At 51.1% G+C, this 22,718-nt stretch carries 19 protein-coding genes; 13 read left to right on the top strand and 6 right to left on the bottom strand.

Features of this window, described 5'->3' with window-relative positions; all coding sequences use genetic code 11:
* The first annotated feature begins 54 nt into the window (after nt 1-54).
* Complete coding sequence (locus ACJJI4_RS13255) at nt 55-1,419, top strand: metal-dependent hydrolase family protein (protein ID WP_282932018.1); 1,365 nt, start codon at nt 55-57, stop codon at nt 1,417-1,419.
* A 183-nt stretch (nt 1,420-1,602) separates the two neighbouring features.
* Here the strand turns inward: ACJJI4_RS13255 and ACJJI4_RS13250 are convergent, their stop codons facing one another.
* On the bottom strand, nt 1,603-2,313 hold the full coding sequence (locus tag ACJJI4_RS13250) for an SIMPL domain-containing protein (RefSeq protein ID WP_444893270.1): 711 nt from the start codon (nt 2,311-2,313) through the stop codon (nt 1,603-1,605).
* A gap of 161 nt (nt 2,314-2,474) precedes the next feature.
* Nucleotides 2,475-3,641 carry an aminotransferase class V-fold PLP-dependent enzyme gene (locus ACJJI4_RS13245; RefSeq protein ID WP_444925457.1) on the bottom strand — a complete coding sequence of 389 codons (1,167 nt, stop codon included), beginning with the start codon at nt 3,639-3,641 and terminating at the stop codon, nt 2,475-2,477.
* Between the two features lie 75 nt (nt 3,642-3,716).
* Here ACJJI4_RS13245 and ACJJI4_RS13240 point away from each other — a divergent pair, with 75 nt between their 5' ends.
* From ACJJI4_RS13240 to ACJJI4_RS13205, 8 genes are all read left to right on the top strand, one after another.
* Nucleotides 3,717-4,157 carry a VOC family protein gene (locus tag ACJJI4_RS13240; RefSeq protein ID WP_444893272.1) on the top strand — a complete coding sequence of 147 codons (441 nt, stop codon included), beginning with the start codon at nt 3,717-3,719 and terminating at the stop codon, nt 4,155-4,157.
* A 56-nt stretch (nt 4,158-4,213) separates the two neighbouring features.
* Nucleotides 4,214-5,317: a hypothetical protein gene (locus ACJJI4_RS13235; protein ID WP_444925456.1), complete on the top strand. Its 1,104-nt coding sequence runs from the start codon at nt 4,214-4,216 to the stop codon at nt 5,315-5,317.
* 2 nt (nt 5,318-5,319) lie between these two features.
* Nucleotides 5,320-5,985, top strand: a complete 666-nt coding sequence (locus tag ACJJI4_RS13230; RefSeq protein WP_282932023.1) for a GntR family transcriptional regulator — start codon at nt 5,320-5,322, stop codon at nt 5,983-5,985.
* 212 nt (nt 5,986-6,197) lie between these two features.
* Nucleotides 6,198-7,547, top strand: a complete 1,350-nt coding sequence (locus ACJJI4_RS13225) for an aspartate aminotransferase family protein (protein ID WP_282932024.1) — start codon at nt 6,198-6,200, stop codon at nt 7,545-7,547.
* Nucleotides 7,548-7,663: 116 nt separating this feature from the next.
* Nucleotides 7,664-9,049 carry a glutamine synthetase family protein gene (locus ACJJI4_RS13220; RefSeq protein ID WP_413662690.1) on the top strand — a complete coding sequence of 462 codons (1,386 nt, stop codon included), beginning with the start codon at nt 7,664-7,666 and terminating at the stop codon, nt 9,047-9,049.
* 463 nt (nt 9,050-9,512) lie between these two features.
* Nucleotides 9,513-10,889, top strand: coding sequence for a glycosyltransferase family 4 protein (locus ACJJI4_RS13215; RefSeq protein WP_444925455.1), 1,377 nt, complete (start codon nt 9,513-9,515; stop codon nt 10,887-10,889).
* Nucleotides 10,889-11,650, top strand: coding sequence for a class I SAM-dependent methyltransferase (locus ACJJI4_RS13210; protein WP_444925454.1), 762 nt, complete (start codon nt 10,889-10,891; stop codon nt 11,648-11,650). The genes ACJJI4_RS13215 and ACJJI4_RS13210 overlap by 1 nt, the downstream gene beginning before the upstream one ends.
* Nucleotides 11,647-12,759: a prenyltransferase/squalene oxidase repeat-containing protein gene (locus ACJJI4_RS13205; RefSeq protein WP_444925453.1), complete on the top strand. Its 1,113-nt coding sequence runs from the start codon at nt 11,647-11,649 to the stop codon at nt 12,757-12,759. The genes ACJJI4_RS13210 and ACJJI4_RS13205 overlap by 4 nt, the downstream gene beginning before the upstream one ends.
* On the opposite strand, the gene ACJJI4_RS13200 is transcribed toward ACJJI4_RS13205, so the two are convergent.
* Nucleotides 12,688-13,305, bottom strand: coding sequence for a class I SAM-dependent methyltransferase (locus ACJJI4_RS13200; RefSeq protein ID WP_444925452.1), 618 nt, complete (start codon nt 13,303-13,305; stop codon nt 12,688-12,690). The two genes, ACJJI4_RS13205 and ACJJI4_RS13200, sit on opposite strands and share 72 nt — an antisense overlap.
* Nucleotides 13,306-13,421: 116 nt before the next feature.
* Here ACJJI4_RS13200 and ACJJI4_RS13195 point away from each other — a divergent pair, with 116 nt between their 5' ends.
* Both ACJJI4_RS13195 and ACJJI4_RS13190 read left to right on the top strand, forming a co-directional pair.
* Nucleotides 13,422-14,144 (top strand): acyltransferase, encoded by a 723-nt coding sequence (locus tag ACJJI4_RS13195; protein WP_444925451.1) that lies wholly within the window; start codon nt 13,422-13,424, stop codon nt 14,142-14,144.
* Between the two features lie 19 nt (nt 14,145-14,163).
* Nucleotides 14,164-14,679: a shikimate kinase gene (locus ACJJI4_RS13190; protein ID WP_444925450.1), complete on the top strand. Its 516-nt coding sequence runs from the start codon at nt 14,164-14,166 to the stop codon at nt 14,677-14,679.
* 63 nt (nt 14,680-14,742) lie between these two features.
* On the opposite strand, the gene ACJJI4_RS13185 is transcribed toward ACJJI4_RS13190, so the two are convergent.
* Entirely contained in the window at nt 14,743-15,213 is a 471-nt protein-coding gene (locus ACJJI4_RS13185) for an Lrp/AsnC family transcriptional regulator (RefSeq protein ID WP_020413378.1), read from the bottom strand.
* Nucleotides 15,214-15,490: 277 nt separating this feature from the next.
* Between ACJJI4_RS13185 and ACJJI4_RS13180 the strand changes: the two genes are divergently transcribed.
* Nucleotides 15,491-19,048, top strand: a complete 3,558-nt coding sequence (locus tag ACJJI4_RS13180) for an indolepyruvate ferredoxin oxidoreductase family protein (protein ID WP_444925449.1) — start codon at nt 15,491-15,493, stop codon at nt 19,046-19,048.
* Between the two features lie 53 nt (nt 19,049-19,101).
* Here the strand turns inward: ACJJI4_RS13180 and ACJJI4_RS13175 are convergent, their stop codons facing one another.
* Nucleotides 19,102-20,376: an OprO/OprP family phosphate-selective porin gene (locus tag ACJJI4_RS13175; RefSeq protein WP_444925448.1), complete on the bottom strand. Its 1,275-nt coding sequence runs from the start codon at nt 20,374-20,376 to the stop codon at nt 19,102-19,104.
* Nucleotides 20,377-20,511: 135 nt separating this feature from the next.
* Nucleotides 20,512-21,402 carry a TraB/GumN family protein gene (locus ACJJI4_RS13170; protein ID WP_444925447.1) on the bottom strand — a complete coding sequence of 297 codons (891 nt, stop codon included), beginning with the start codon at nt 21,400-21,402 and terminating at the stop codon, nt 20,512-20,514.
* Nucleotides 21,403-21,572: 170 nt separating this feature from the next.
* On the opposite strand from ACJJI4_RS13170, the gene ACJJI4_RS13165 reads away from it, so the two are divergent.
* The gene (locus tag ACJJI4_RS13165) at nt 21,573-22,670 is read left to right on the top strand and encodes a glycosyltransferase (RefSeq protein WP_444925446.1); all 1,098 of its coding nucleotides are present in this window, start codon (nt 21,573-21,575) and stop codon (nt 22,668-22,670) included.
* Nucleotides 22,671-22,718: the final 48 nt, after the last annotated feature.

Genomic DNA, 22,718 nt, shown 5'->3' with positions numbered 1-22,718 from the left:
TGCGATCTTGGTAAAGGACGTTAAGAATCTAAAAGAGATCTACTGGGGACGACAATGACAACAAAGACCAACCGAAGCTACTTTGTCAACCGCGCAGCCGCCGTGGCTTTGTCGGTATTTGCTGGGCTTTTTAGTTTACAGGCTGGGGCCGAGAGCATCGCAATTTACGCTGGCAAATTATTTGATAGCAGTAATGGAAAATTATTGGAAGACCGCACCATTCATATTGTCGATGGGCGAGTTGAGTCAGTACAGAAGGGGTTTGCCAAGCGCGATCGAGAGCGCTTGGTCGACTTGAGAGAATATACGGTATTGCCAGGTTTGATGGATATGCACAGCCATCTCACTTACGAGTTTGGGCCGCGTGCTTATATGGAGTCTTTCAGCTGGAATACTGCCGATTTTACCTTGCGCGGCGTGGATGCTGCTCATCGCACTCTACAGGCTGGATTTACCACGATTCGAAATCTTGGTGATCACGACAATGTGACTGTGAGTTTACGTAATGCAATCAACAAAGGCCTGGTGGAAGGTCCGCGTATTTATACGGCGGCAAAGACAATCGCAACTACCGGTGGGCACGCTGACCCCACCAATGGGCTCAGGCAGGACTTGATGGGGAACCCTGGCCCGGTGGATGGTGTTATTGATGGGCCTATCAGCGCGCGCAAAGCGATTCGTCAACGCTATAAGGACGGCGCTGACCTGATCAAGATCACCGCGACTGGTGGAGTCTTGAGTGTGGCAAAGAGCGGCCAGAACCCTCAATTTATGCAGGATGAGTTGGAGGCAATTGTTGAGGCTGCTAAGGACTATGGTTTCACAGTTGCAGTACATGCCCACGGTAAGGAGGGAATGATTCGCGCAATTCGTGCTGGGGTGGACTCCATTGAGCACGGCACCTATATGGATAATGAAGTGATGGACCTGATGCGCCGTAACAACACCTGGTTTGTGCCGACTCTAATGGCTGGCGAGTGGGTGACAGAAAAATCGGCGATTGAAGGTTTCCTGCCGGACCTGGTGCGCCCGAAAGCCGCGACTATGGGGCCTTTAATGCAGGATACTTTTAGCCGCGCTCACAAGCGTGGAGTAAAAATTGCATTTGGAACCGATACCGGTGTTACCCGTCACGGCGATAATGCTCGTGAATTTTTACTGATGGTGCAGGGTGGAATGAGCCCGGCCGATGCACTGCGTTCAGCGACTTGGAACGCGGCCCAACTACTGCAAGTACAGGATGAACTGGGCAGCATTAGCGAGGGCAAGATAGCCGATATTATCGCTGTGGCTGGAAATCCCCTGGAAGATATTTCGGAAATGCAACGGGTTCTGTTTGTGATGAAAGAAGGCGTTATTTACAAAGAATCCAGCGAGCTGCCAAGCGATGTGTTTCTTGAGCAAGATATCAGCGGTTAGCCGGTAGGGAAGAACGGCAGTGAAACAGCAAGGCGTTGGTGCTGTTTCACTGCTGACAAGACATTAGCTATTACGGGGCAGCAGGGAAGAATCGAAATGCAATATGAATATATTCAAGTTCCGAATGGCCCCAAGCGCCGTGTATCCTTCCTGCCTTCGTATGTGAGTAGCTATTGCTCCGTATTAGTCCTCGAGTTCGTATACCAGATCCAGATTGACGGTAAGTGTGGTTTCTCCCGGTGAAATGGGGGTGGAAGCACTGTCTTTCATGGCCGCCATTTCAGTGCGGTACATGGGGCGTGGCATACCGCCGTTGCCATTTTCTGAAATACTGACAATGCGACGTACTTTTGTACCCAGCGCTTTGGCGTACATTTCTGCACGTTCCTGGGCGTCTTCAAGGGCTTTTTCCCGGGCTTTGGCTTGAACTGGAGCAGGTTCACCAATTTCGAAGCTCGGACCGTTGATCTGGTTGGCGCCAGCGGCAGTAAGATTGTCCAAGACCTTGCCGAGTTCATCCAATTTGCGAACCTTCACGCTGACGGTATTTCGCGCGGTGTAACCAGTGATTCGGGGTTTTTTGTTTTGCTGGTACTGGTAGCGCGGAGACAGGTTAACGCCTGTGGTTTGAATATCTTTCTTGTTGATACCCGACTTTTTGATGGCGGCCATTAAAGACTCCATCTGATTGGCGTTATCGCGCATTGCCTGTTTGCTGTCCTCTGACTCGGTTACCACTCCGACAGAAATTTTTGCGATATCGGGAACCTGACTTGCCTCCCCCCGTGCAGCGATGGATACCATGGTCCCCCGGTCTTCTGGAGCCCGCTCGTTACCACAGGCGGTGGCGAGCAGGGCGAGAAGGGAAATTACTGAAATTTTTACTGCTTTCATAACGCTTCCTTATCCATTGAGTGCTGATTGTTGCGACGAAAATGGCGCCATTATTTTATAGATTGAATCCTGAACCGCAGCTGAGCGGGTGTGCCTTTTAGGTGTTAAATATGCTCTAGCGGCGGTGGTAAAAATCACTCTGTCCTCTTAGCTCTGAAGCTTTAAGAGTTAAAAACCTGCTGGTAAGTTTCATCCTTATCGTGATAGATGGCGAATCCCAGCCTGAGAAACTGTTGTCGGCGATCACACAGAACTGCTCGAGCCTTGAGTTCTTCCTGAACTCTCTGTGAAATTTCTGGTTGTGAGCAGTTAAATGTGAAAAAGTGGCCGTGACCTTCTTCCAGATCATGACAAATCAAGTTGTTGCGATTCAAGATGGGATGGTCTGAGTTATCCATGCTATTCAGGAATCGGGTTTGCGCATTGAGAACATAGCTGTGTATTTTCTCGATGGTAATGCCTTCGCGATGGAATAAATCGAAAATAGCCAGGGCTTTGTAGAGTGTTGAATAGTCCATGGTCGCCCCGGCAAAGCGCAGCCAATTGTCGCTATATCCGACTTCTCCCGAGCGATTCTCCAGCTCAGCCATTTCTGCGAACCAGCCGGTATTTACAGGGCGCAGTGTACAGTTCGCAGGAGTTGTCATAAAACACAGGCCTTCACCGGCGCCTAGGTACTTATATGATCCTGCCGTAAAGAAAACCTTGTCTGCAACGGTTGAAAGATCGATTGGGCGAGCAAAAAAACCGTGATATCCATCGATAACGAATTGTGTGTCATGCGGTTTCTGTGCCGCAACCTCCAGCAGCCGGGGAAACACCACACCGGAGTCAAAAAATACCAGGCTGGCATAGGCCAGATGGTATTCATTTTTATGTAGTTCGGTTTCAAATCTTTCCGCCAGGGTGGCGTAGGGTTCTTTGGCAACTCTCGTTACCTCTACTTGAGGAAGCTCTTCCAGACGTTGTAATTGGCGAGTAAAACTGTAGAACTCTCCGTCTGTAGTGAGAATGCGCAATGGTTTACTGGGATCGAATGAACTCAGTAGCCGATACACTAGTTCATGGGTATTTGGAGCTATAGCGATCAAGTCTGCCCTGGGTAGGTTGAGGGATTTTGCGATCGCCGCTTGCCATGAGGGTATCTTCTCCTCAAAAATTGGCCCCCATTTTTCATCGGCCAGAAGTGCTGAATCGCGCCAGTACTGCTGTACTGCATCAAGGGTAACATCGGGCCAGTAGTGGTGGGAGTGGCAAGCCATGTGCAGCATGGAAGAGGGGCTGCCACTGGGCGCCTGAAGGAACTCGCGATAGAATTTTTTATACATATGCGTTTAGCTTTAAAAAGCCGATTTATTTGTTATGGGCTGATTGTAGAGCTTGGCAACAAGAAGGAGTAGAGGGTGAAGTACTTACACACCATGGTTCGCGTAACCAATCTGGATGAATCTCTGGCGTTTTACTGTGAAAAGCTGGGCCTGCAGGTCGTTAGTCGAAATGATTATGATAAAGGGCGTTTCACGCTAGTGTATCTCGCAGCTCCCGAGGATCTTGAAGCGGCCAGGGAGAATAAGGCCCCGACATTGGAACTCACTTACAATTGGGACCCGGAAAGCTACACTGGCGGGCGGAATTTCGGACACCTGGCATATCGGGTAAATGATATTTACGGGGTGTGCCAACGCATGATGGATCAGGGGGTGGTCATCAATAGGCCTCCGAGAGACGGCCATATGGCATTTCTTCGCTCCCCAGATGGGATTTCCATTGAGTTGCTGCAAAGTGGAGAGCCCCTCCCACCCCAGGAGCCCTGGATGTCTATGGAAAATCAGGGTGAGTGGTAGTCCGGGATAGTTGAAACCTGAGATAAATTCTGACGGCCAAGAAAAAGAGAAAGTGAGTGAAAAATACCAGTTGTATTCTACTGGCCGGAGAGACGGCTGCGCGGCGCATATGTGAAGAGGGATTGTCCCAGAGGCAATTTTCGACGCTGGTCGGCGCTTCCGGCGGTCCCAAGTGGCTGGTGATTAGCCAGTTGGATCGGGTATTGATGGGGGAGTTCTTCAAGGAGCGGAGCGAGCCAATTGTCACCTTGGGATCATCTATCGGTAGTTTTCGCAACATGTGTTACGCAATGGCAGAGCCGCTATCAGCACTTGAACGATTAGAGCATCACTACATCTACCAAGCCTATTCTGACAAGCCCTCCCCTGAAGAGATTACTGCCGGCGGTCGCAAGATGCTGCAGGCAGTGTTGGGTGCTGAAGGTGCGCGCGAGGTAGTGGAAAATCCCATTTGGCACAGCCACTTTGTGGCGGTCAGGGGCAGGGGGCCACTGGCCAGTGAAAACAAGGCGCTGTTGGCGCCGGCATTACTCGCCTCGGCACTGGCAAATGCTGTATCTCGCAACAGCCTGAGCGCTTTTTGGGAGCGGGTGGTTTTTCATTCGCAAGAGTCGGCAGGCATCCACTTCCAGAACCTGAGCACCGAAAATATTCCGCTGACTGAGCAGAATACCTGTGCTGCTGTACTGGCCAGTGGCTGTATCCCTTTGGTAATGACAGGGGTGCAGACACCGGAGGGAGCTCCACAGGGTAATTATCGCGATGGCGGTATCACCGATTACCACTTTGATCTGCGCTTCCGCCACCCCCAGGGCCTAGTGCTCTACCCGCACTTTTTCCCCTATATGGTGCCCGGCTGGTTTGATAAAGGGCTCTCTTGGCGACGGGTTCGCGGAGATGCCATGCAATCCACTCTGGTTGTGGCTCCTTCGTCCAAATTTGTTGCCTCCTTGCCCTATGGAAAAATTCCAGACCGCAATGATTTCTACAAGCTCGACCGTGAAGACCGTTTGAAGTACTGGGGGCGGGTGGTTGATCTCAGTCGCCGGGTGGCAGATGATTTTTATGAAATTTGGCAAAGTGGCCGGGCGGCTGAACATTTAATTGAGGTGGGTGCGGAGGATGTCCCTCATATGTTGGAGCAGGTCAGGGCAGCATAGGTATGGTGCAGGAATTTAACAGTCCCCAGGAAGAGTACCGCACAACCCAGGAGAGGGTTTATTTTCAGGTGCGGGATGCCATTCTGCGGGGAAAGTTTTTGCCGGGTAGGGCGATTACTATCCGGGGTCTGGCCTCGGAGCTTAATTGCAGTCCAATGCCGGTTCGCGAAGCGTTGCGTCGCCTGACCTCGGAGCGGGCCTTGGAGCTGTCAGATACCCGCCGGGTCAGGGTGCCGACAATGACCCCGGAAAAACTGGCAGAGATTTGTGCCGCTCGTGTGGCCCTGGAGTGTCAGGCCGCTGAACAGGCCCTGCCATTGGTCGGGGATGCAGAATTAGCGCAACTTCGGGAGCTGGATGAGCGTGTAACAGAAGCTCTCGCTCAGAAAGACATCGAGCGCTATGTAACCACTAATCTGGAATTTCACTTTACCCTTTATCGCCTGGGGCAGCCCCATATCATCCTATCCCTTATCGAGAGCCTGTGGCTACAGACAGCTCCCCTCCAGCACTTGGTTTTCCAGCGCTTTGGCGTGCAGGAGTTGCCAGACCGGCATCAAGATCTGCTCGAAGCTATTGCCAGTAAAGATGAGTTGAAGGTGCGCAAAGCCATTCAGCAGGATATTGAAGAGGGGCTCGGCTCTATCTCTGCAGAGGAGCTGCTGTAGCGGCTCCTTCCCCCCCCCAGTTGACTATTTAGTTCCCTTTTTTCTCCTCGCACTGGCGCGATTCGACCTTATGTTTTCGGTAAGGGCAGATAGACCTTGCGCTTCTGTCGATGGCCCCACTAGAATGTGATCACAAATTAGTGGTAACGATTTGGCCTTTTGAGCCCGATTGGTGGGCGCTGAGCAAGGCCTGTGAAAGCCAGGAGAGAAATATGAACAAGACTGAGCTGCAGCAACACGACCGTGAGCACCTGCTACACCCATTTACTGACTTCCATGACTTGGGCCAGCAGGGGACCCGTGTGATTACCAGCGCCGAGGGCGCTTACATCACCGATATTGATGGCAACAAAATGCTTGATGGCATGTCAGGCCTCTGGTGTTGCAACCTCGGCTACAGCCGCAAAGAAATCAGCAATGCGATCTACGAGCAGCTGAATACCCTGCCTTTCTATAACAGCTTCTTCCAGTGCACTACGGTGCCCTCGATTGAACTGGCCGACGCCCTGGCTGAAGTGACCCCGGCGCATATGAACAATGTGTTCTTCACGGGTTCCGGTTCCGAGGCAAATGATACTAACCTGCGCCTGATCCGCCGTTTCTGGGATATCCAGGAAAAGCCGGAGAAGCGCATCGTTATTTCCCGTAAGAATGGCTATCACGGCTCTACCATTGCCGGTGCCAGCCTGGGTGGTATGAGTGGTATGCACAAGCAATTCCAGCCGCTCGACTACATTGAGTACGTACAGCAGCCCTACTGGTTTGGTGAGGGCGGCGATATGTCTCCAGAGGAGTTTGGTATCCAAGCGGCTCGCAGCTTGGATGAGAAAATCCAGGAGTTGGGCCCGGATAATGTTGCGGCGTTTATCGCTGAGCCAATCCAGGGTGCTGGCGGCGTAATTATCCCGCCGGAAACCTACTGGCCGGAAGTCAAGAAGGTGCTGGACCAGTACGACATCCTACTGGTGATGGATGAAGTGATTTTTGGTTTCGGTCGTACCGGTGAGTGGTTCGGTGCCGACTATTACGGCATGAAGCCCGACCTGATGACTTTCGCCAAAGCAGTAACCAATGGTTACTTCCCCCTGGGCGGTACCATGGTGAGTGATCGTGTCGCTGAGGTGATCAAAACCAAAGGTGGCGAGTTTACCCACGGTTACACCTACTCCGCGCATCCGGCTGCCTGTATGGCAGGTTTGGCAACTATCAATATTCTGCGCAACGAGAAGATTATCGAGAATGTCCGCGATGTAACCGGCCCCTACCTGTCCAAGCGTTGGGCTGAACTGGCGGAGCATCCGATCGTTGGCGAAACCCGCAGTTTGGGTATGGTCGGTGCCTTGGAGCTGGTAAAAGATAAGGCCAGCCGCGCTCGTTTTGATGATGACTGCACCGCTGGTGCGGTATGTCGTGACCTGAGTATCAAGCACGGTTTGGTGATGCGCGCCGTTGGCGATGCCATGGTTATCGCACCACCGCTGATTATGACCACTGAACAGGTCGATGAGCTGGTAGAAAAAGCGCACCGCGCCCTGGACGACACTGCTAAAGCACTGGCGTAACATAGCGGCAAGATACTCTGTTGCAGAGGCGGTCTGATACCCCGTTTTCCATAGTTTGAATGGAAAAGCGGTGTTGGGCCGCCTCTGCGTTTAGATTGGATCACCCCAGGCACCTTATGTCTCAAGAAAAAGAATTCACTGCCCAGCCCGATCTGCTGGAGCAGTCGCAAAAATTCCTGGCAGAGCACTCGGACCTAAAGTGGATCGAAGGCTTTATGTTCGATATCAATGGCGTGCCGCGAGGGAAGTGGTTGCCGGCAGAAGCTGCGGAGAAATTGCTCAAGGGCAGTCTGCAAATGCCGCGTAGCGCGGTCAGTCTCGATATCTGGGGGCGGGATATCGAAGACAGCCCGCTGGTATTTGCCAGTGGAGACAGCGATGGCGTTTGTCTGCCGGTTTCGCCTATTAGCCTGGCGCCCTGGCATCGCGAGTCCACTGCCCAGCTGCATATGCAGTTGCATGAGGCAGATGGCTCCTCTCTCTATGCCGATCCCCGCAGCCAGTTGCAACGCGTGGTAGAGCGTCTCGGCAAACTGGGTTATACCGCCGTGTGTGCGACCGAGCTGGAATTCTATCTGCTCCGCGATGAGGTGGATCATCTGGCGCGTCCGCGCCCGGTTAGCGATAACGACGCCGAGCTGGTGCCTTCCACCGACGTTTACGATCTGTCCGAGCTCAATGCACAGCGACACTTCTTTGCCGATGTGCGAGCTGCTTGCGAGGCGCAGGGTATTCCCGCAGATTCAGTATTGTCGGAGTGTGCGCCGGGACAGTTTGAAATCAACCTGTTGCACAGTGCCGATCCCGTTAAAGTAGCAGACCAAACATTACTGTTTAAGCGCTTGTTAAAAGGGGTGGCGCGCAGTCACGGCTTCCGCGTGAGTACCATGGCCAAGCCTTTCGGGGATCAGGCGGGTAACGGAATGCACGTGCATATGAGTTTGATCGACGCCAATGGAAAGAACGTTTTTGATGACGGTTCTGACACTGGCTCTGATTTACTGCGTTATGCCGCAGCAGGAATGCTGGCGACTGCCAACGATGCGATGGCGTTTTTCGCACCTCACAGCAACTCCTATCGTCGCTTCCAAGAGAGCTCTCACGCACCGCTGAATCTCTGCTGGGGCTACGATAATCGCACTACAACTTTGCGTGTGCCCGCCAGTGATCCTGTGGCGCGGCGTATCGAGCACCGTATTGCCGGGGCGGATGTAAACCCCTATCTGGTGTTAGCTGCGATTCTCACTGGTGTGTGTCATGGCATTGAGAACCAGATGGAAGCGCCTGCACCCGTGGAAGGCGATGCCTATCAGGTGGAGAGTGAGAAGTTGATCAATACCTGGAGTGGTGCACTGGAGCGCTTTGAGCAGAGCCCTTTGTGGCGCGAGTATCTTGATCCGCGCTTTGTGGAATTGTTCTCTCTGTTGAAAAGACAGGAGCAAGCAGAGATAGCTGCCCGCGTTACCGATGTTGAATACCAGAGTTATCTGCATCGGGTATAAACATTGGCGGTGTGCTTTAGCGCCGATTGCCGTTTTAGTGAACGGCTTTCACGACAGGAGAGTTAGTGGGGGTATTTCCTCTGCTATACCTAAATTTAAGTGCGTAATGTGCTTGAAACTCTCCTCCTGAAAGTGTGTTCGAGAAATCTGGCCCGCCTTTTGGCGGGCATTTTTTTTATTCTCGATTGACTTATTTCCACTTCCTGTTCGTATTAATCCCTTCTTTTAAAGTCGCCATGGCTTGAGTGTATCGAATGACACGGTGTGCGGTTGCTGGGCTTTTGTTGCTATTTTGGCTTGCGAGCACACATCCTTGGGCCAGGATACCAAGAGTGTGGACCGCTTCCGCCTAGCAGTCATTTCTCCGCCAGTGTATTCTTCCGCTTTACCAGCGAGACACCCCAGACGGTCGGCTCTTAGACGTTGGCATTCGCAGAATGTCTGTGCGAGAGCGGATAATGTTATGGGGTATAAGAATATTGCAGATGGGGAAACTATGACCGCCTTGGGAAATTGTGCAGACGGTCCAACGGCTAGCGAGACGCAGCCACTAAAAATATGCCTTTTGGGGTATCGCAGCAATCCACACAGTGGTGGTCAGGGCATCTACCTGCGCTACCTGAGTAAAGCACTGGTTGATGCTGGTCACTCCGTGGATGTTATTTCTGGCCAGCCCTACCCAGAACTCGATGAGCGTGTAAAACTCATCAAAATGCCAGGGTTGAACCTCTATGAAGTTGAGCGTCCAGCGCGGGCCTTGAAACCTCGCCACCTGCTCTCGTGGGCGGATTTTTTTGAATGGTGGAGTAAGCTTACCGGCGGTTTTGCCGAGCCTTATACCTTTGGCCGTCGGGTAAATAAATACCTGCGCAAGCACGGCAAACAATACGACATTGTTCACGATAACCAATCACTGTGTTACGGCTTGCTGGATATCGAGAAAAATGGATTGCCTGTTGTCGCGACAATTCATCACCCCATTACCCGGGATCGTCAACTGGCATTAGATGCCGCCCCCGATTGGCGTTTTCGTTTGCTGGTACGTCGCTGGCATAATTTTTTGAATATGCAGATTAAGGTATCGCGGAAGCTTCGCCATATCGTGACAGTTTCCAAGCAATCTGAGCGGGATATTATCGAGCAGTTTGGTGTAGCTCCCGAACAGATTCACCTGATTTACAACGGCATTGATACCGAATTATTCAGCCCAGGGGCAGAAAATAAGCGCCTGCCCCTACGAATTATGACCACCGCATCAGCAGACCAGCCGCTTAAAGGTCTGCGCTTTTTATTACAGGCGTTGGCGGAATTGCGCCAGGAATATGAAAACATAGAGTTGTTGGTGGTTGGCAAATTACGCGAAGGTGGCGCCACGGAACACTTGCTTCACGATCTGGACCTTCAGGATAGGGTTCAGTTTGTCTCCGGTATTTCTAACGAAGAACTGGTCGATAATTACCGTAAGGCTACAGCGGTAGTTTGCCCATCGCTCTACGAAGGATTTGGTTTACCTGCCGGAGAGGCAATGGCATGTGGTGCTCCGGTAGTATCCAGTGACGGGGGTGCTTTGCCTGAGGTGGTTGGGGGTGCAGGAATCGTGGTCCCTGCAGGAAATCACGAAGCTTTGGCCAATGCCCTGCGCCAGGTTTTATCCAGCGAAGCGCTGCAAAAAGAACTCAGTGAGAAAGGTTGCCAGCGCATTGAAAATAAATTTTCCTGGAAAATCGCTGCAGAGAGTTTGGTGAAATATTACCGGGAAATTCTCGGACATACATTGGCGGAACAACCCAGTAGTCATGAAATAGAAACTCCGAATATGCGCAGTGCGGAGGCGGCTTGATGATTACTGTAGATCCCCAGCATTTAAATCTTCGCCCTGGCCAAAAAGTCCTCGACTTGGGGTGCGGTGAAGGGCGCCATTCCATTCACTTGATGATCACCGATGAGGTTGATGTTTACGGCATTGACCTGTGTTTTGATGATGTGCGCACTGCCAGTGAGCGAGCGGAACCTTTTCGCTCTCCCGAGCATTCAAAGGGTCGCTTGCAGCTCGGAGTTGCCAATGGCTTGCAACTACCATTTGCCGATGGGAGTTTTGATGTGGTTATCTGCTCAGAGGTACTTGAGCATATCCCCGATTACAAGTCTGTCCTGGCTGAGATTAACCGGGTATTAAAACCCTCTGGTATTTTTGCCGCGACAGTACCGGCATTTTTTCCTGAGTGGGTGTGTTGGAAACTCAGCGATGAATACCACCAGGTTGAGGGTGGGCATATCCGAATATTCCGCGAGCGCGAGCTGCGAGAGGATATTGAAAAACTGGGACACCACTATTTTGCCCGGCATAAGGCCCATGCGTTACATGCACCTTATTGGTGGTTAAAGTGTTTGTTTTGGGACAAGCCCGATTCCCGTTTGGTCTCTGCCTATCACCGCCTGTTGGTGTGGGATCTGATGAAGAAACCAGCCTTTACCCGGATTCTCGAAAAACTATTGAACCCGCTGTTGGGGAAAAGTATCGCTCTCTATTTTGTGAAACCTGCTGGTTCGACACAACGAGTAGATACGCCTCTCTCCCTGCCTGAGGGAGCTGAAGCATGAGTAAAGTTTCTGTGCCGGCAAAAGCTTCTGGTCTTTTCCCTGAAGGATTTATCCAGGATAGCGCCGCCTATATTCTCTCCCAGCAGCTCCCCGATGGTTCAATTCCCTGGTTTAAAGGGGGCTATGCCGACCCCTGGGATCATGTTGAGGCCGCTATGGGGCTCGCCATTGCCGGAGAGTTCAGTGCTGCTGAAAACGCCTATTGCTGGTTGGCTGAGATTCAGCTGGAAGACGGCAGCTGGTGGGCCGCTTATAAAGATGGCGATATTGACAACCGTGAGCGCCGTGAAACCAATTTTGTTGCGTATGTGGCAACAGGAATTTGGCAATACTTTCTGATTAGTAGAGACGCACTGTTTTTACAGCGCTATTGGCCGATGGTGGAGCGTGCAATCGAGTTTGTATTGCGCTTGCAAACGGAATTTGGCGAAATTCATTGGGCGGTAGATTCAGAGGGCGCCCCTATGGAAGATGCCCTGATCACTGGTTGCTCCTCCATTTATAAAAGTCTGGAATGCGCAATTAATATTGCCCACCAGCTAGGGGTAGCTCGCCCCCAATGGTTACTTGCCCGGGAAGCTTTGGGCGATGCGCTGCGCAATAAACCGGAGCGCTTTGATCGCACCTGGGAAAGCAAGGCGCGCTTTTCAATGGACTGGTTTTATCCCGTATTAACCGGTGCCTTTTCTGGTGAGGCAGCGCAGTTGCGTCTTCAGCAGCGCTGGGATGAATTTGTCGTGGCTGGTTTGGGTTGTCGTTGCGTCAGCGATGAGCCCTGGGTGACGGTGGCTGAATCTTGCGAACTCACCATGTCCCTAATCGCTGCTGGCCAGCGTTCGCGGGCGGAAATTTTGTATCGCGGTTTGCACCGTTGGCAGGATAAAGATGGGGGCTACTGGACCGGTTATGTCTACCGGGATGAGGCCATCTGGCCGGAGGAAAAAACCACCTGGACTGTAGGGGCCATGCTTCTGGCTGCCGATGCGCTCGCCGGATTAACGCCAGCGAGCGAGCTGTTTACATCGGTGCGCCTGCCCCTAAATGCGGCGCAGGATTCCCAGGGTGTCGACAGTTTCGACGAGCTCGAATTGAGCGGAAGCCAGGGCTAGCTTATAAATATCGTAGGGCGCCTGGCCGCCATCGGCGGGGTCCGGGAAAATGTCGTGGATAGCCAGGTAGCCGCCGGGCACGATATGGCGGGACCAGCTGCGATAGTCGGTCATGGCCGCTTCCAGGGAGTGGCCGCCGTCAATAAATACGAGACCCAAAGGGGTATTCCAGCAGCGTGCAGCTGTTGCGGAGGGGGCGACGACGGGAACAACCCAGTCATCCAATTCAGCCGTGCGAATATTCGCGCGGAAAGTGCGAAAACTGTCCATTAAATTGGCCTGGCCATCAAACAGTTCGGGATCGTGATACTCCTCTCCGGGCTGGTGCTCTTCAGATCCTCGATGGTGGTCCACGGCGAACAGGACGTTATCGGTCAGCTTACAGGCACTGGCCAGGTAAATTGATGATTTGCCGCAGTAGCTGCCCACTTCAAGACAGGGACCCAGTGAGCTGACTTCAGCTGCCAGGTGGTAGAGAGCTTCCCCTTCATGGGCGGCAAGGAAACCTTTAATTGCTCGAATATCAATAGGTAGATTTAGGGACATGGGTAAACGCTTGCTATTTTTCGTGGCCGAAACACTAAACTGCCACTAATACAAAAGCAATTGGGTTTTTACTCAGGGCTCCGTAAATCCCATAAAATATAAGTAGAAATTAAAATATGCGTAAGGATCACAGGCCCTATTGGCTCAAGCGACTGCAGCTGCGTTGGCGAAAATGGCGAACAGAGTATTTCCTTCTGCCACAATTCGATGCGGTTGGGGTTGAGCCGGAAGTAATGGACCCGGGTTCTGTCCATGTTTTTGGCGGAAATGTTCGGCTCGGAAATTATCCTCACTTAATCTCCAACAACGAGAAGTGTATTCGCTTTACCACTTTTGGGCACAAGGGGGGAGAGGCATTTATTACTATTGGGGATTTCGTATTGATCTCTCCAGGGGTACGTATTTCTGCGGCTCAATCTATTGAGATTGGCGATGCCTGTATGATCGCAGCCAATGTGTATATTTCCGATTCTGATTGGCATGGGCTCTACAATCGCACGCGGCCCTTCCGTTGTACCTCCCCGGTGCGCCTGGGTAACAATGTTTGGATTGGAGATAGTGCAACCATCTGCAAAGGTGTCACCATCGGTGATAATTCTGTAGTGGGAGCCGGCAGTATCGTCACCAAGGATGTCCCCGCAAATACGGTTGTTGCAGGCAATCCGGCAAAACCCATTAAATCAATTAATCCCAGGCGGCGAATGATTACCCGCGAGGCATTATTTGCCGATGCCTTTCGCCAAGCGCATAATCTGGATGAATTGGATAAGATGATGTTGGGTGGGAACACCTTATTGGGCTGGTTGCGCTCGGTATTCTTTCCCCGCCGTAGCGATTGAATGTGCAAGTATTAATAAAATGAAAAAAAGAAAGAGTATTGTCCTGATTGGAATGCCCGGCGCCGGTAAAAGTACGCTGGGGGTGTTGTTGGCAAAGGAGTTAGCACTGGGGTTTACAGATACTGATGTTCTGATCCAGTCCAGAGAGGGCAAGACTTTGCAGCAAATTATGGCTGAAAGTGACTATCTTAATCTCCGTGCCATTGAAGGGGAGGTATTAGCTGAGGCCACCCTCCCCAGTGATGTTATTGCCACTGGAGGAAGCGCCGTCTACAGCGAAGAGGGCATGGCGAATCTACGCAGTCAGGGTGTGGTAGTGTTTCTTCAGTGTTCAGCTAAGGAGTTACGCCGGCGTATCCATAATTATGAAAGCCGTGGCATTGCGAAGGCGCCAGGGCAGTCTTTTGCGGACTTATTTGAAGAGCGACAGGCCCTTTACCGGCAATATGCAGAAATAACGGTGGATTGTGACAGAAAGTCACTGCAGGAAACGCTTGATCATTTACTTAATGCGCTGCGGGAGATGGCAGAGTAACCGAAATTTTCTCAGTAAGCCCCATGCGTTAAAACAAGGGGCTTTACTTTTCACACTTTTGGCTTAAAGTGGCAGCTGGGTAGTGTACTTCACCTGCTTTAGGGCAAAGGTGGAGTTGACTGAGGCCACGTTTGGCAGGTGTACCAGGGAGCGCTTCAGTAATTGCTCATAGTGCTCCACGCTATCTACTACAACACGCAGGACATAGTCTTTGTCTCCGCTGGTGGAGTAGCACTCGACCACCTCCTGGACATCCTGAACTGCTGATTCAAAGTTGTTCAGGGATTCCTCATCGTGATTGTGGATGGTAACGTAGCAGTATACGGTGACACCCAGATCCAGTTTGCGTGGGTCCAGCAGGGTAACACGGCCACGGATAATGCCTTCGGCTTCCAATCGCTTGATTCTGCGCCAGCAGGGGGTGTGCGAAAGGCCGACTTTATCGCCCAGCTCTGCCATGGAGTAATCTGCGTTCTCCTGCAGCGCTCGCAGAATCTTACGGTCAAAATCATCCAGGTCTGTCGAACGCTTCATAAAGACTCCTATCCTATAAAAATTATCTAAATCGAAACTTCTATCACAAATTTACGCATATTTGCGTGAATAAAGCAATGCTCTATTGCGCTTAACGAACTAGTATGACCTGACTAAACCGTTTCGGGATAGGTGCAGTGTGCCCTCAGCCGCTCTGGGACTTTGCGGCAAATATAAAAACAGGCGCATCTAACCACAGAAAACGGACTATTCGGAAGAATAATGACTAATAACTCGAACCGGGTTTCGAGAAGAATAATTAACCGGAAGTAGGTGTATGACTGATAAAGTAACCAGTCCTCAAAGTACGGCGGATTCCCAAGTAAAAAAACAGGTTTCATTGGACGACCGCTACACCATGCTCAAGGGCCGTGTGCTCCTTTCAGGTATTCAGGCCCTTGTGCGCTTACCCATAGACCAGATGCGAATGGACCGGGATCGCGACCTCAATACCGCGACTTTTATCTCCGGTTATCGGGGGTCGCCCTTAGGTGGCTACGACCTGCAGTTATCCAGGGCGAAAAAACTGCTGGGAGAGTACAACATCCGTTTCCAGCCTGGCGTCAATGAAGAGTTGGCGGCTACGGCAGTTTGGGGTTCCCAGCAGGTGGGCTTGTTCCAGGGTGCAGAAGTGGATGGCGTCTGCGGGATTTGGTATGGCAAGACACCGGGTGTTGACCGCTCCTGCGATGCATTTCGCCATGCCAACGCCGCTGGCTCCTCTCCCAAAGGTGGCGCACTGATCGTTGCCGGCGATGACCACGGCTGTAAGTCATCCTCCTATCCAGGGCAGTCTGAATTTGCCTTTGTGGATATGCATATTCCAGTACTTAACCCCGCCACCGTGCAGGAAGTGTTGGATTATGGTCACTACGGGCTGGAGCTGTCTCGCTTTAGCGGCTGCTGGGTGGCAATGATAACCCTGGCAGAAAATATGGATAGCTCTGCGACTGTGGAAGTGGACCCTGAGCGGGTTAAATTCCACTACCCGGATATTGAACGTCCCGAGGGCGGCCTGAATATTCGCAAGCAGGATAACCCTCTCGAGCAGGAAGAGCGCCTGTGGCGCTACAAGCGCCCTGCTGCGCTGGCTTTTGCTCGCGCCAATAAACTCAACAAGGTTGTATTGGAAAACCCAGAGGCGAGCCTCGGCATCGTCACCACCGGTAAGGCCCATCTGGACTTGATGCAGGCCTTCGAAGACATGGGTATCGATGAGCAGAAGGCCAAGCAGCTCGGTATTCGAATCCTTAAAGTGGGTATGACCTACCCGTTGGATGTGCCGGGCATCCAAGAGTTTGCCCGTGGCTTGGATACGCTGCTGGTGCTTGAGGAAAAACGCAGTTTAATGGAAGTACAGCTGAAAGAGGAGCTGTACAACGTCCACGTGAAGGACCCGAATTTCCCGCGTATTCTCGGTAAAGTGGACGATAGTGATCAGCCGCTGATGCCCGCTTATGGCGAGCTGTCGCCAGCGATTATTGCCCAGGTATTGGGTTTTGTTTTGGGTGAGGACAAGTTGGATGAAAGCGGCAAGCACCGCTTGATGCGCCTCAATGCCCTGGCTGAACGTATTTCCCAGCAGACGGGCTCAAGCGTGTCTCGCTTGCCTATGTTCTGTGCCGGCTGCCCCCACAACCGTTCCACCAAGGTGCCAGAAGGAAGCCGAGCCTTAGCAGGTATTGGTTGTCACTATATGGCCCAGTGGTTGGATAGGGAGACTTATACCTTCACCCAAATGGGTGCCGAAGGGGTCAACTGGGTAGGGCAGGCGCCGTTTACTACTGAAAAGCATGTCTTTGTAAACCTGGGTGATGGTACCTATTTCCACTCCGGTATTTTGGCGATTCGCGCTGCCGTGGCTGCCAAGGTCAATATCACTTACAAGATCCTGTTTAACGATGCAGTCGCCATGACAGGCGGCCAGCCCCACGATGGTGAGTTGGCTCCGGATATGATCTGTCGCCAAGTCTTGGCGGAAGGGGTGCAGAAAGTTGTTCTTGTGATGGATAACCCGGATAAATATAAGGGTGCGCTGTCCTTCCCCAGTGAAGTTGAAATTCATCACCGGGATTACTTGCCCGTTGTAATGGATGAGCTGCGTGAGGTTGAAGGTTGTACTGTTATTATTTACGACCAGACCTGTGCCACCGAACTGCGCCGCAAGCGCAAGCGCGGGCTACTTCCTAAAGCCGAGGGGCGCCCCTTCATCAACGAGCTGGTGTGTGAAGGCTGTGGGGACTGCGTCCAGCAGTCGAGCTGTATCGCTGTTGAGAAAGTGGAAACGGCGCTGGGTGATAAACGCAGGGTGAACCAAACCGGCTGCAACCAGGATATGTCCTGCGTTAACGGCTTTTGCCCCTCATTTGTCACGGTGAAAGGAGGCAATATTGCCAAGGGCGCCGGGGTAGGCGACGTTTTGCGAACTGAAGCGGCCAAGTTGCCCTCGCCGCAGCTTCCGGGCTTACAGCAGCCCTATAACTTCCTGGTTACCGGCGTTGGTGGTACGGGTGTGGTGACTATTGGTGCCTTGCTAGCGATGGCGGCACATATCGAGGACAAAGCGTGCAGCACCCTTGATCAGACGGGATTGGCTCAGAAGGGCGGAGCGGTTTACTCCCATATTCGCTTTGCGGCTGCGCCTGAGGCTTTGCAGGCGGTACGTATTTCTGACGGTCGTGCCGATGCCCTGATGGCCTGTGACCTGATTGCAGCCGGCAATGTGGCAGCTTGTTTGGTTAAACTGGATAAATCGCACAGTCGCGCGGTAGTGAATACCCACTTGAGCCCTACAGCGGCAACGGTTCTCGGGCGTGAGGATGTCCACTCACCGCAAGCGGTATTGGATACGGTGAGTGGCGCGGTTAATGAGCTCAGCTCTGTGGAAGCGCATCGCCTGACCAAAGCAGCTCTGGGTGATACGCTCGCCGCCAACATTTTCATGCTCGGCTACGCCTGGCAGAAAGGGTTGATTCCGCTAACTGAAGCCTCCCTGCTGGAAGCGATCCGCTTAAACGGTGTAGCTGTGGAAGGAAATCTGCAGGGATTTGCTGCAGGGCGGTTGGCGGCAGAAAATCGCAACGCTCTGGACAAACTGTTAACCCACGAAAAAGTTGCAGTAGAGGTACCACAAACTCTTGAGGCGATTGTAGCTCACCGGGTGGAGCACCTCACCGGTTATCAAAATGCAGACCTCGCCGAGCGTTACCGCAGTTTGGTCGATACGGTGAAATCTGCTGAGATTTTAAAAGTGCCCGGGAATGTCCAGTTGGCCGAGGTGGTTGCGCGCAATTACGCAAAATTGCTTGCCTATAAGGATGAGTACGAGGTGGCCCGCCTATACACCGATAGCCGCTTTACCGAATCGCTAAAAGAAAACTTCAGTGGTGACTTTACCCTGGAGTTCAATTTGGCTCCCCCATTACTGGCGCGCTTCGATAAAGGCTTGGGGCGTCCCCGCAAAATGAAATTTGGCGGTTGGATGTACAAGGCATTTGGTGTTTTGGCGAAGCTGAAATTCCTGCGCGGATCGGCGCTTGATATTTTTGGCTATACAGCTGAGCGAAAAATGGAGAGGGCACTGATTAGCGAATATGAAGAATTGGTTAAGAAAGTTCTGGGCCAATTAAATTCGCAGAATCACGCCGCTGCAGTTGAGCTACTTCAATATCCGGATATTATCCGGGGCTACGGCCCGGTGAAGGAGGCCAATATTGAGAAAGCGAAAGAACAGCGAAATATCGCATTAAATCGATTTGAAAACCCGGTTCGGGATATAAAACTATCAGCGGAGGTTGAGGTTTTTGACCCAGCTAAGGCACAGCAAGTAGGTTAATTGCCCGTTTGATAAAGTGGCTCTAGGACTGTCTTGAGCCACTTTATAATCCCCTACCAAACCCCTTGTAGTCGTATGGCGAATTGGTTGGTTTTGTCTCCAGTAAAATCGTTGTCGCCTAGGGTGATGTTCATCATTACCCGAACTTTGGGGTTGAAGTAATAGTTTACCCCTAACGTGAGATTACTTGCTCGCAGCTGGTGGAAATTGCGGTTTTCTATAGTTTGGTATCTTGCGGCAACTTCCCATGCGCCTTCTGGGGGGGATGGTTTAATTGACTTAAAAACCCCTTTCTTGTCGTCATATGGCTTGTGCTGCCCGGTAATTGCCCAGCTTCCCAAAATGTACCAGGAGTGGACATCCTGCCCGCCAATAAAGCACCCGGTTATAGGGTCACAGAAAAAATTCGGAGGCAAACCGAAAAAGTCTTCATAGACCAATTCTGAGAGATATATTTTTCCTGAAAAGTGCCCGTAGGCGTATTCCGCCTGACCAAATAAGGGACCGTAGGTTGCAGCCAGCTCGAAACCGGTAATATTGACCCGCCCCCCACCGTCGCCGAGAAAAAATTCATCGTCACCAAAATCGCCAAAAAAATTAACTGATCCACCAGGTGAGATGGCTATAAGTTGCTCTGGCCCCCGCCGGCCCGCATAGGCGACCTCAGCAATAATATCAGGTGTATCTTGGTTAGCTTTTTCGTAACTACGGGATACGCCCAGGTGAACGGTTGATATGGAGTCGCTGATTGGAGCCCAGGTTAATCGAGTTGCGGCGCCAAACCCCGAATTACGAGGGTCACCGGGGTTTCGCAAGTTGAACAGGGTAAAGCCGAAGGTATGGCAGCACCATTGTTTATCCCACTTGATCCCCTGTAAGTAGCCTCGTCCGTCGTAAATACCTGCAGAGCTGGTAAATGCTCGCTCCATAAGTACGAGGTCGTTTGAGCTGGTTAGTTGACTCATTGATCGACTGGGTTTGAAATTGCCAATAGTCAACTTTCCTGTATAGAACTTTGTACTTAAATAAACGTCACGCAACCCAGCGGTTCCACTGGTGGCAAAGTCTCTCTGAAGTTTGTATTCCCATTCCCAGATTTTGCCCCTCATTGTCAACCTAACCCGACGGAAGTCTGTTGTATTGACCGGATCTTCTAGGTCTTTGTCAAAAGTGTATGTATCGAAGTGAATCCTTCCGCCGAGTTGTGCGGAGAAATCCCCATCGTCAGAGACAATTTTCAGTCCGCCTTTTGTCTCGGCTTCATCAGCAATAGCCGGGAAGCTAAATAAAAGAATTGATATGGCACAGTATGCTCCCCAGCATTTCATCGGACGCCTCTAGTTGAGAGTTGTCATTGGTCACGGGAAAAGTGCTATTCGAGTTTAGCAATAGAAAAGACTTTGGACGGGGAGGGGGGATGGGACGGCGCAGAAAATCTGCGCCGAGGGTTACTGGACAGTTGATTAAAGGCGTTCTAATTTGTAACCAGTGTCGCCTAGAAACTCGATAACACTGCGTTCGCCCACCAAGTGGCCAGCGCCGACAATGACAAACAGAGACTGGTAATTTGGCCCTTTAAGGGCAATTTTCTCAGCCATCCTTTCATTGCGATTAAAAAAAAGTGTGTCATAGAGCGGCTTATATTCAGGGTTTTCAGTTAGGCCGTCGAGGATAATAAGGCGATTCAAAGCTTCTTCATCTCCTCGCTTCCATGCGCTGGTAAGTTTGGGTAAAAAGGTTGAAATATCCCCAATTTGCTCAAGGGTTTGCTGGAAGAGGAGCGCAGGGTTGTCCAGGTCATTTAACATCTTGAATTGTTGCAAGACACCTTCTAGCTCCAGAACGGATTTCCCATCCTTTTTTGCTTTTTGTAAAAAGTGCCTATCAATGCCTAGTTCTGGGTTGAGGCCGTGGGCCTGCATCTCAATCATACTCATAGAGATCATGGCTATGGCGGGACGCTGCCGGATAAACATAGCCTCGGGCATACTACGTTTTCGCATCCACGACTTCAGTTGGCTGTATATCGCGGGTGGAAGTTCGTCTTTTAAAGTTCGTTCACCTTGGTAGATAGACTCCATCATGATTCGCTGCTGTAACAGGCTGTCGCCTTCTGCAGCGAGAATGTCAGCCTCGACGGCAATGGCATCACTATTGGAGTAGGCCTGTTCAATTTTTGGTCTAAGAGGGTAAAAGTCCTCAGTTGCCAAGTGAACCGAGCCTAATAAGTAAACGGTTTTATCATTTTTAGTTGCTTTCCAGAAGATGCCTTTATCGCTCTCAGCGGCTGAAGCTCCTATTGTTAGTAGAAGCAGTGTAAAGGCGAGAAAGTAACTTATTTGTCGCTGAAGCATTGTCGGGTCCCTGAGTAATTTGCCTTTGCAAATACTATCACTAACACCTTCAGGTACCAGAGGGGCTTTTTGGCATCAAGTCACTGACTTGTAAATTAGTGATGATTTACTGGGAAATTATCTTATTGGAAGTCAAAATAGACCTTTTGGTCTGTTTCACGGAAGTCAAATTGAAAGTTGTACAGTTTTTGCCCAGTCTAGAGCCTGGGATCACAGCAACTCTTGCGCTTGAGTTTGCAAATGAACTGGTCAAAAAAGGCCACGAATCCCTGGTAATTTCTACTGGTGGACCATTGGAGGCGCGGTTTCGTTTGCACGGTAGTGACTTTATTAGCTTTCCAAAAATCAGTGAGTCAATTTGGTCTTTGCGGCACAAATCCCGCCTGCGTAAGATTCTCGCAAGGTTGCAACCGGATATTGTCCATACCTATGGTCGCTCAACGGCTTTTCTAGCTTGGCGCGCCTTAAAGAGTGAGTCAGCTACAAGTCGCCCTAAGCTGGTGCCCCTCGTGGATCAAGATTTCCCCGACAGTTATTTTAATAAAGGTATGCTGTCAGGAGATGGAATTATCGCAAGCTCCCGAGGGGTTGCAGAGAAACTTAAGAAGTCCTCCCCCAAAATTGCAGAAGACTCGATAGAGGTTATTTATCACGGTATCAATATTCGCGAGTTTGATCGTGAAAAACCGGTAGCGAGCCAGTGGCAACTGAAGCTTTTAAATAGCTATCCCCAGCTGGAAGGGAAAAACTGGTGGTTAATGCCTAGCGAAATCTCTGCAAATGGCGGGCAGGAAGAATTTCTACATATGTTGGCCCAGGCTGCGGTACAAAGAGATGATATTCACGGAGTGATTGTAGGAACTTTAGTCGAAAATGATTTGCGCTATCTGAAAAAGCTGGAAGGGCTCGCGCAAGAATTGGATCTCGGTGGCAAGGTAACTTTTCTCGGTGAACGCCGCGATATGCGTGAGTTATATGCAACTTCCCAGTTAGTTTTTCAGCTCGCCAGCGAGAAGGATGAGAATGCAAAGTATTCCAAGGAAGCAATGGCGATGGGGCGCCCGGTAGTCGCTTATTCTGGAGGCTGCACGGGTGAGGTTTTGCAGAATTATTTTCCTGAAGGATTGGTGGAGCGAGGTGATATTAAATCTTTAATAGAAACAAGTTTGAATTTGGCGAACAAGCCAAACAACTCGAACCCTCAAGAGTTTAGTTATGCAGCTTCAGCAGGAAAAACCATAGACTTTTTTCAGGGCCTGCTTAATTAAATTTAAAGCAATCTTACTCGTTAGCAATCTGGAAAGTATTGAAAGATT

It is taken from the genome of Microbulbifer maximicatervae (SeqCode) (genome assembly GCF_052467305.1).
The sequence above is the reverse complement of the archived record's forward strand: the minus strand, read 5'-3'. Positions and strand labels throughout refer to the sequence as shown.

Excerpts from the sequence above, each read along its gene's own strand:
- ACJJI4_RS13205 (WP_444925453.1), top strand. The coding sequence starts at position 11,647 with ATGAGTAAAGTTTCTGTGCCGGCAAAAGCTTCTGGTCTTTTCCCTGAA.
- ACJJI4_RS13170 (WP_444925447.1), bottom strand. The coding sequence starts at position 21,402 with ATGCTTCAGCGACAAATAAGTTACTTTCTCGCCTTTACACTGCTTCTA.
- ACJJI4_RS13200 (WP_444925452.1), bottom strand. The coding sequence starts at position 13,305 with ATGTCCCTAAATCTACCTATTGATATTCGAGCAATTAAAGGTTTCCTT.
- ACJJI4_RS13230 (WP_282932023.1), top strand. The coding sequence starts at position 5,320 with ATGGTGCAGGAATTTAACAGTCCCCAGGAAGAGTACCGCACAACCCAG.
- ACJJI4_RS13185 (WP_020413378.1), bottom strand. The coding sequence starts at position 15,213 with ATGAAGCGTTCGACAGACCTGGATGATTTTGACCGTAAGATTCTGCGA.
- ACJJI4_RS13255 (WP_282932018.1), top strand. The coding sequence starts at position 55 with ATGACAACAAAGACCAACCGAAGCTACTTTGTCAACCGCGCAGCCGCC.
- ACJJI4_RS13210 (WP_444925454.1), top strand. The coding sequence starts at position 10,889 with ATGATTACTGTAGATCCCCAGCATTTAAATCTTCGCCCTGGCCAAAAA.
- ACJJI4_RS13245 (WP_444925457.1), bottom strand. The coding sequence starts at position 3,641 with ATGTATAAAAAATTCTATCGCGAGTTCCTTCAGGCGCCCAGTGGCAGC.
- ACJJI4_RS13250 (WP_444893270.1), bottom strand. The coding sequence starts at position 2,313 with ATGAAAGCAGTAAAAATTTCAGTAATTTCCCTTCTCGCCCTGCTCGCC.
- ACJJI4_RS13175 (WP_444925448.1), bottom strand. The coding sequence starts at position 20,376 with ATGAAATGCTGGGGAGCATACTGTGCCATATCAATTCTTTTATTTAGC.
- ACJJI4_RS13195 (WP_444925451.1), top strand. The coding sequence starts at position 13,422 with ATGCGTAAGGATCACAGGCCCTATTGGCTCAAGCGACTGCAGCTGCGT.
- ACJJI4_RS13215 (WP_444925455.1), top strand. The coding sequence starts at position 9,513 with ATGGGGTATAAGAATATTGCAGATGGGGAAACTATGACCGCCTTGGGA.
- ACJJI4_RS13225 (WP_282932024.1), top strand. The coding sequence starts at position 6,198 with ATGAACAAGACTGAGCTGCAGCAACACGACCGTGAGCACCTGCTACAC.
- ACJJI4_RS13190 (WP_444925450.1), top strand. The coding sequence starts at position 14,164 with ATGAAAAAAAGAAAGAGTATTGTCCTGATTGGAATGCCCGGCGCCGGT.
- ACJJI4_RS13220 (WP_413662690.1), top strand. The coding sequence starts at position 7,664 with ATGTCTCAAGAAAAAGAATTCACTGCCCAGCCCGATCTGCTGGAGCAG.
- ACJJI4_RS13180 (WP_444925449.1), top strand. The coding sequence starts at position 15,491 with ATGACTGATAAAGTAACCAGTCCTCAAAGTACGGCGGATTCCCAAGTA.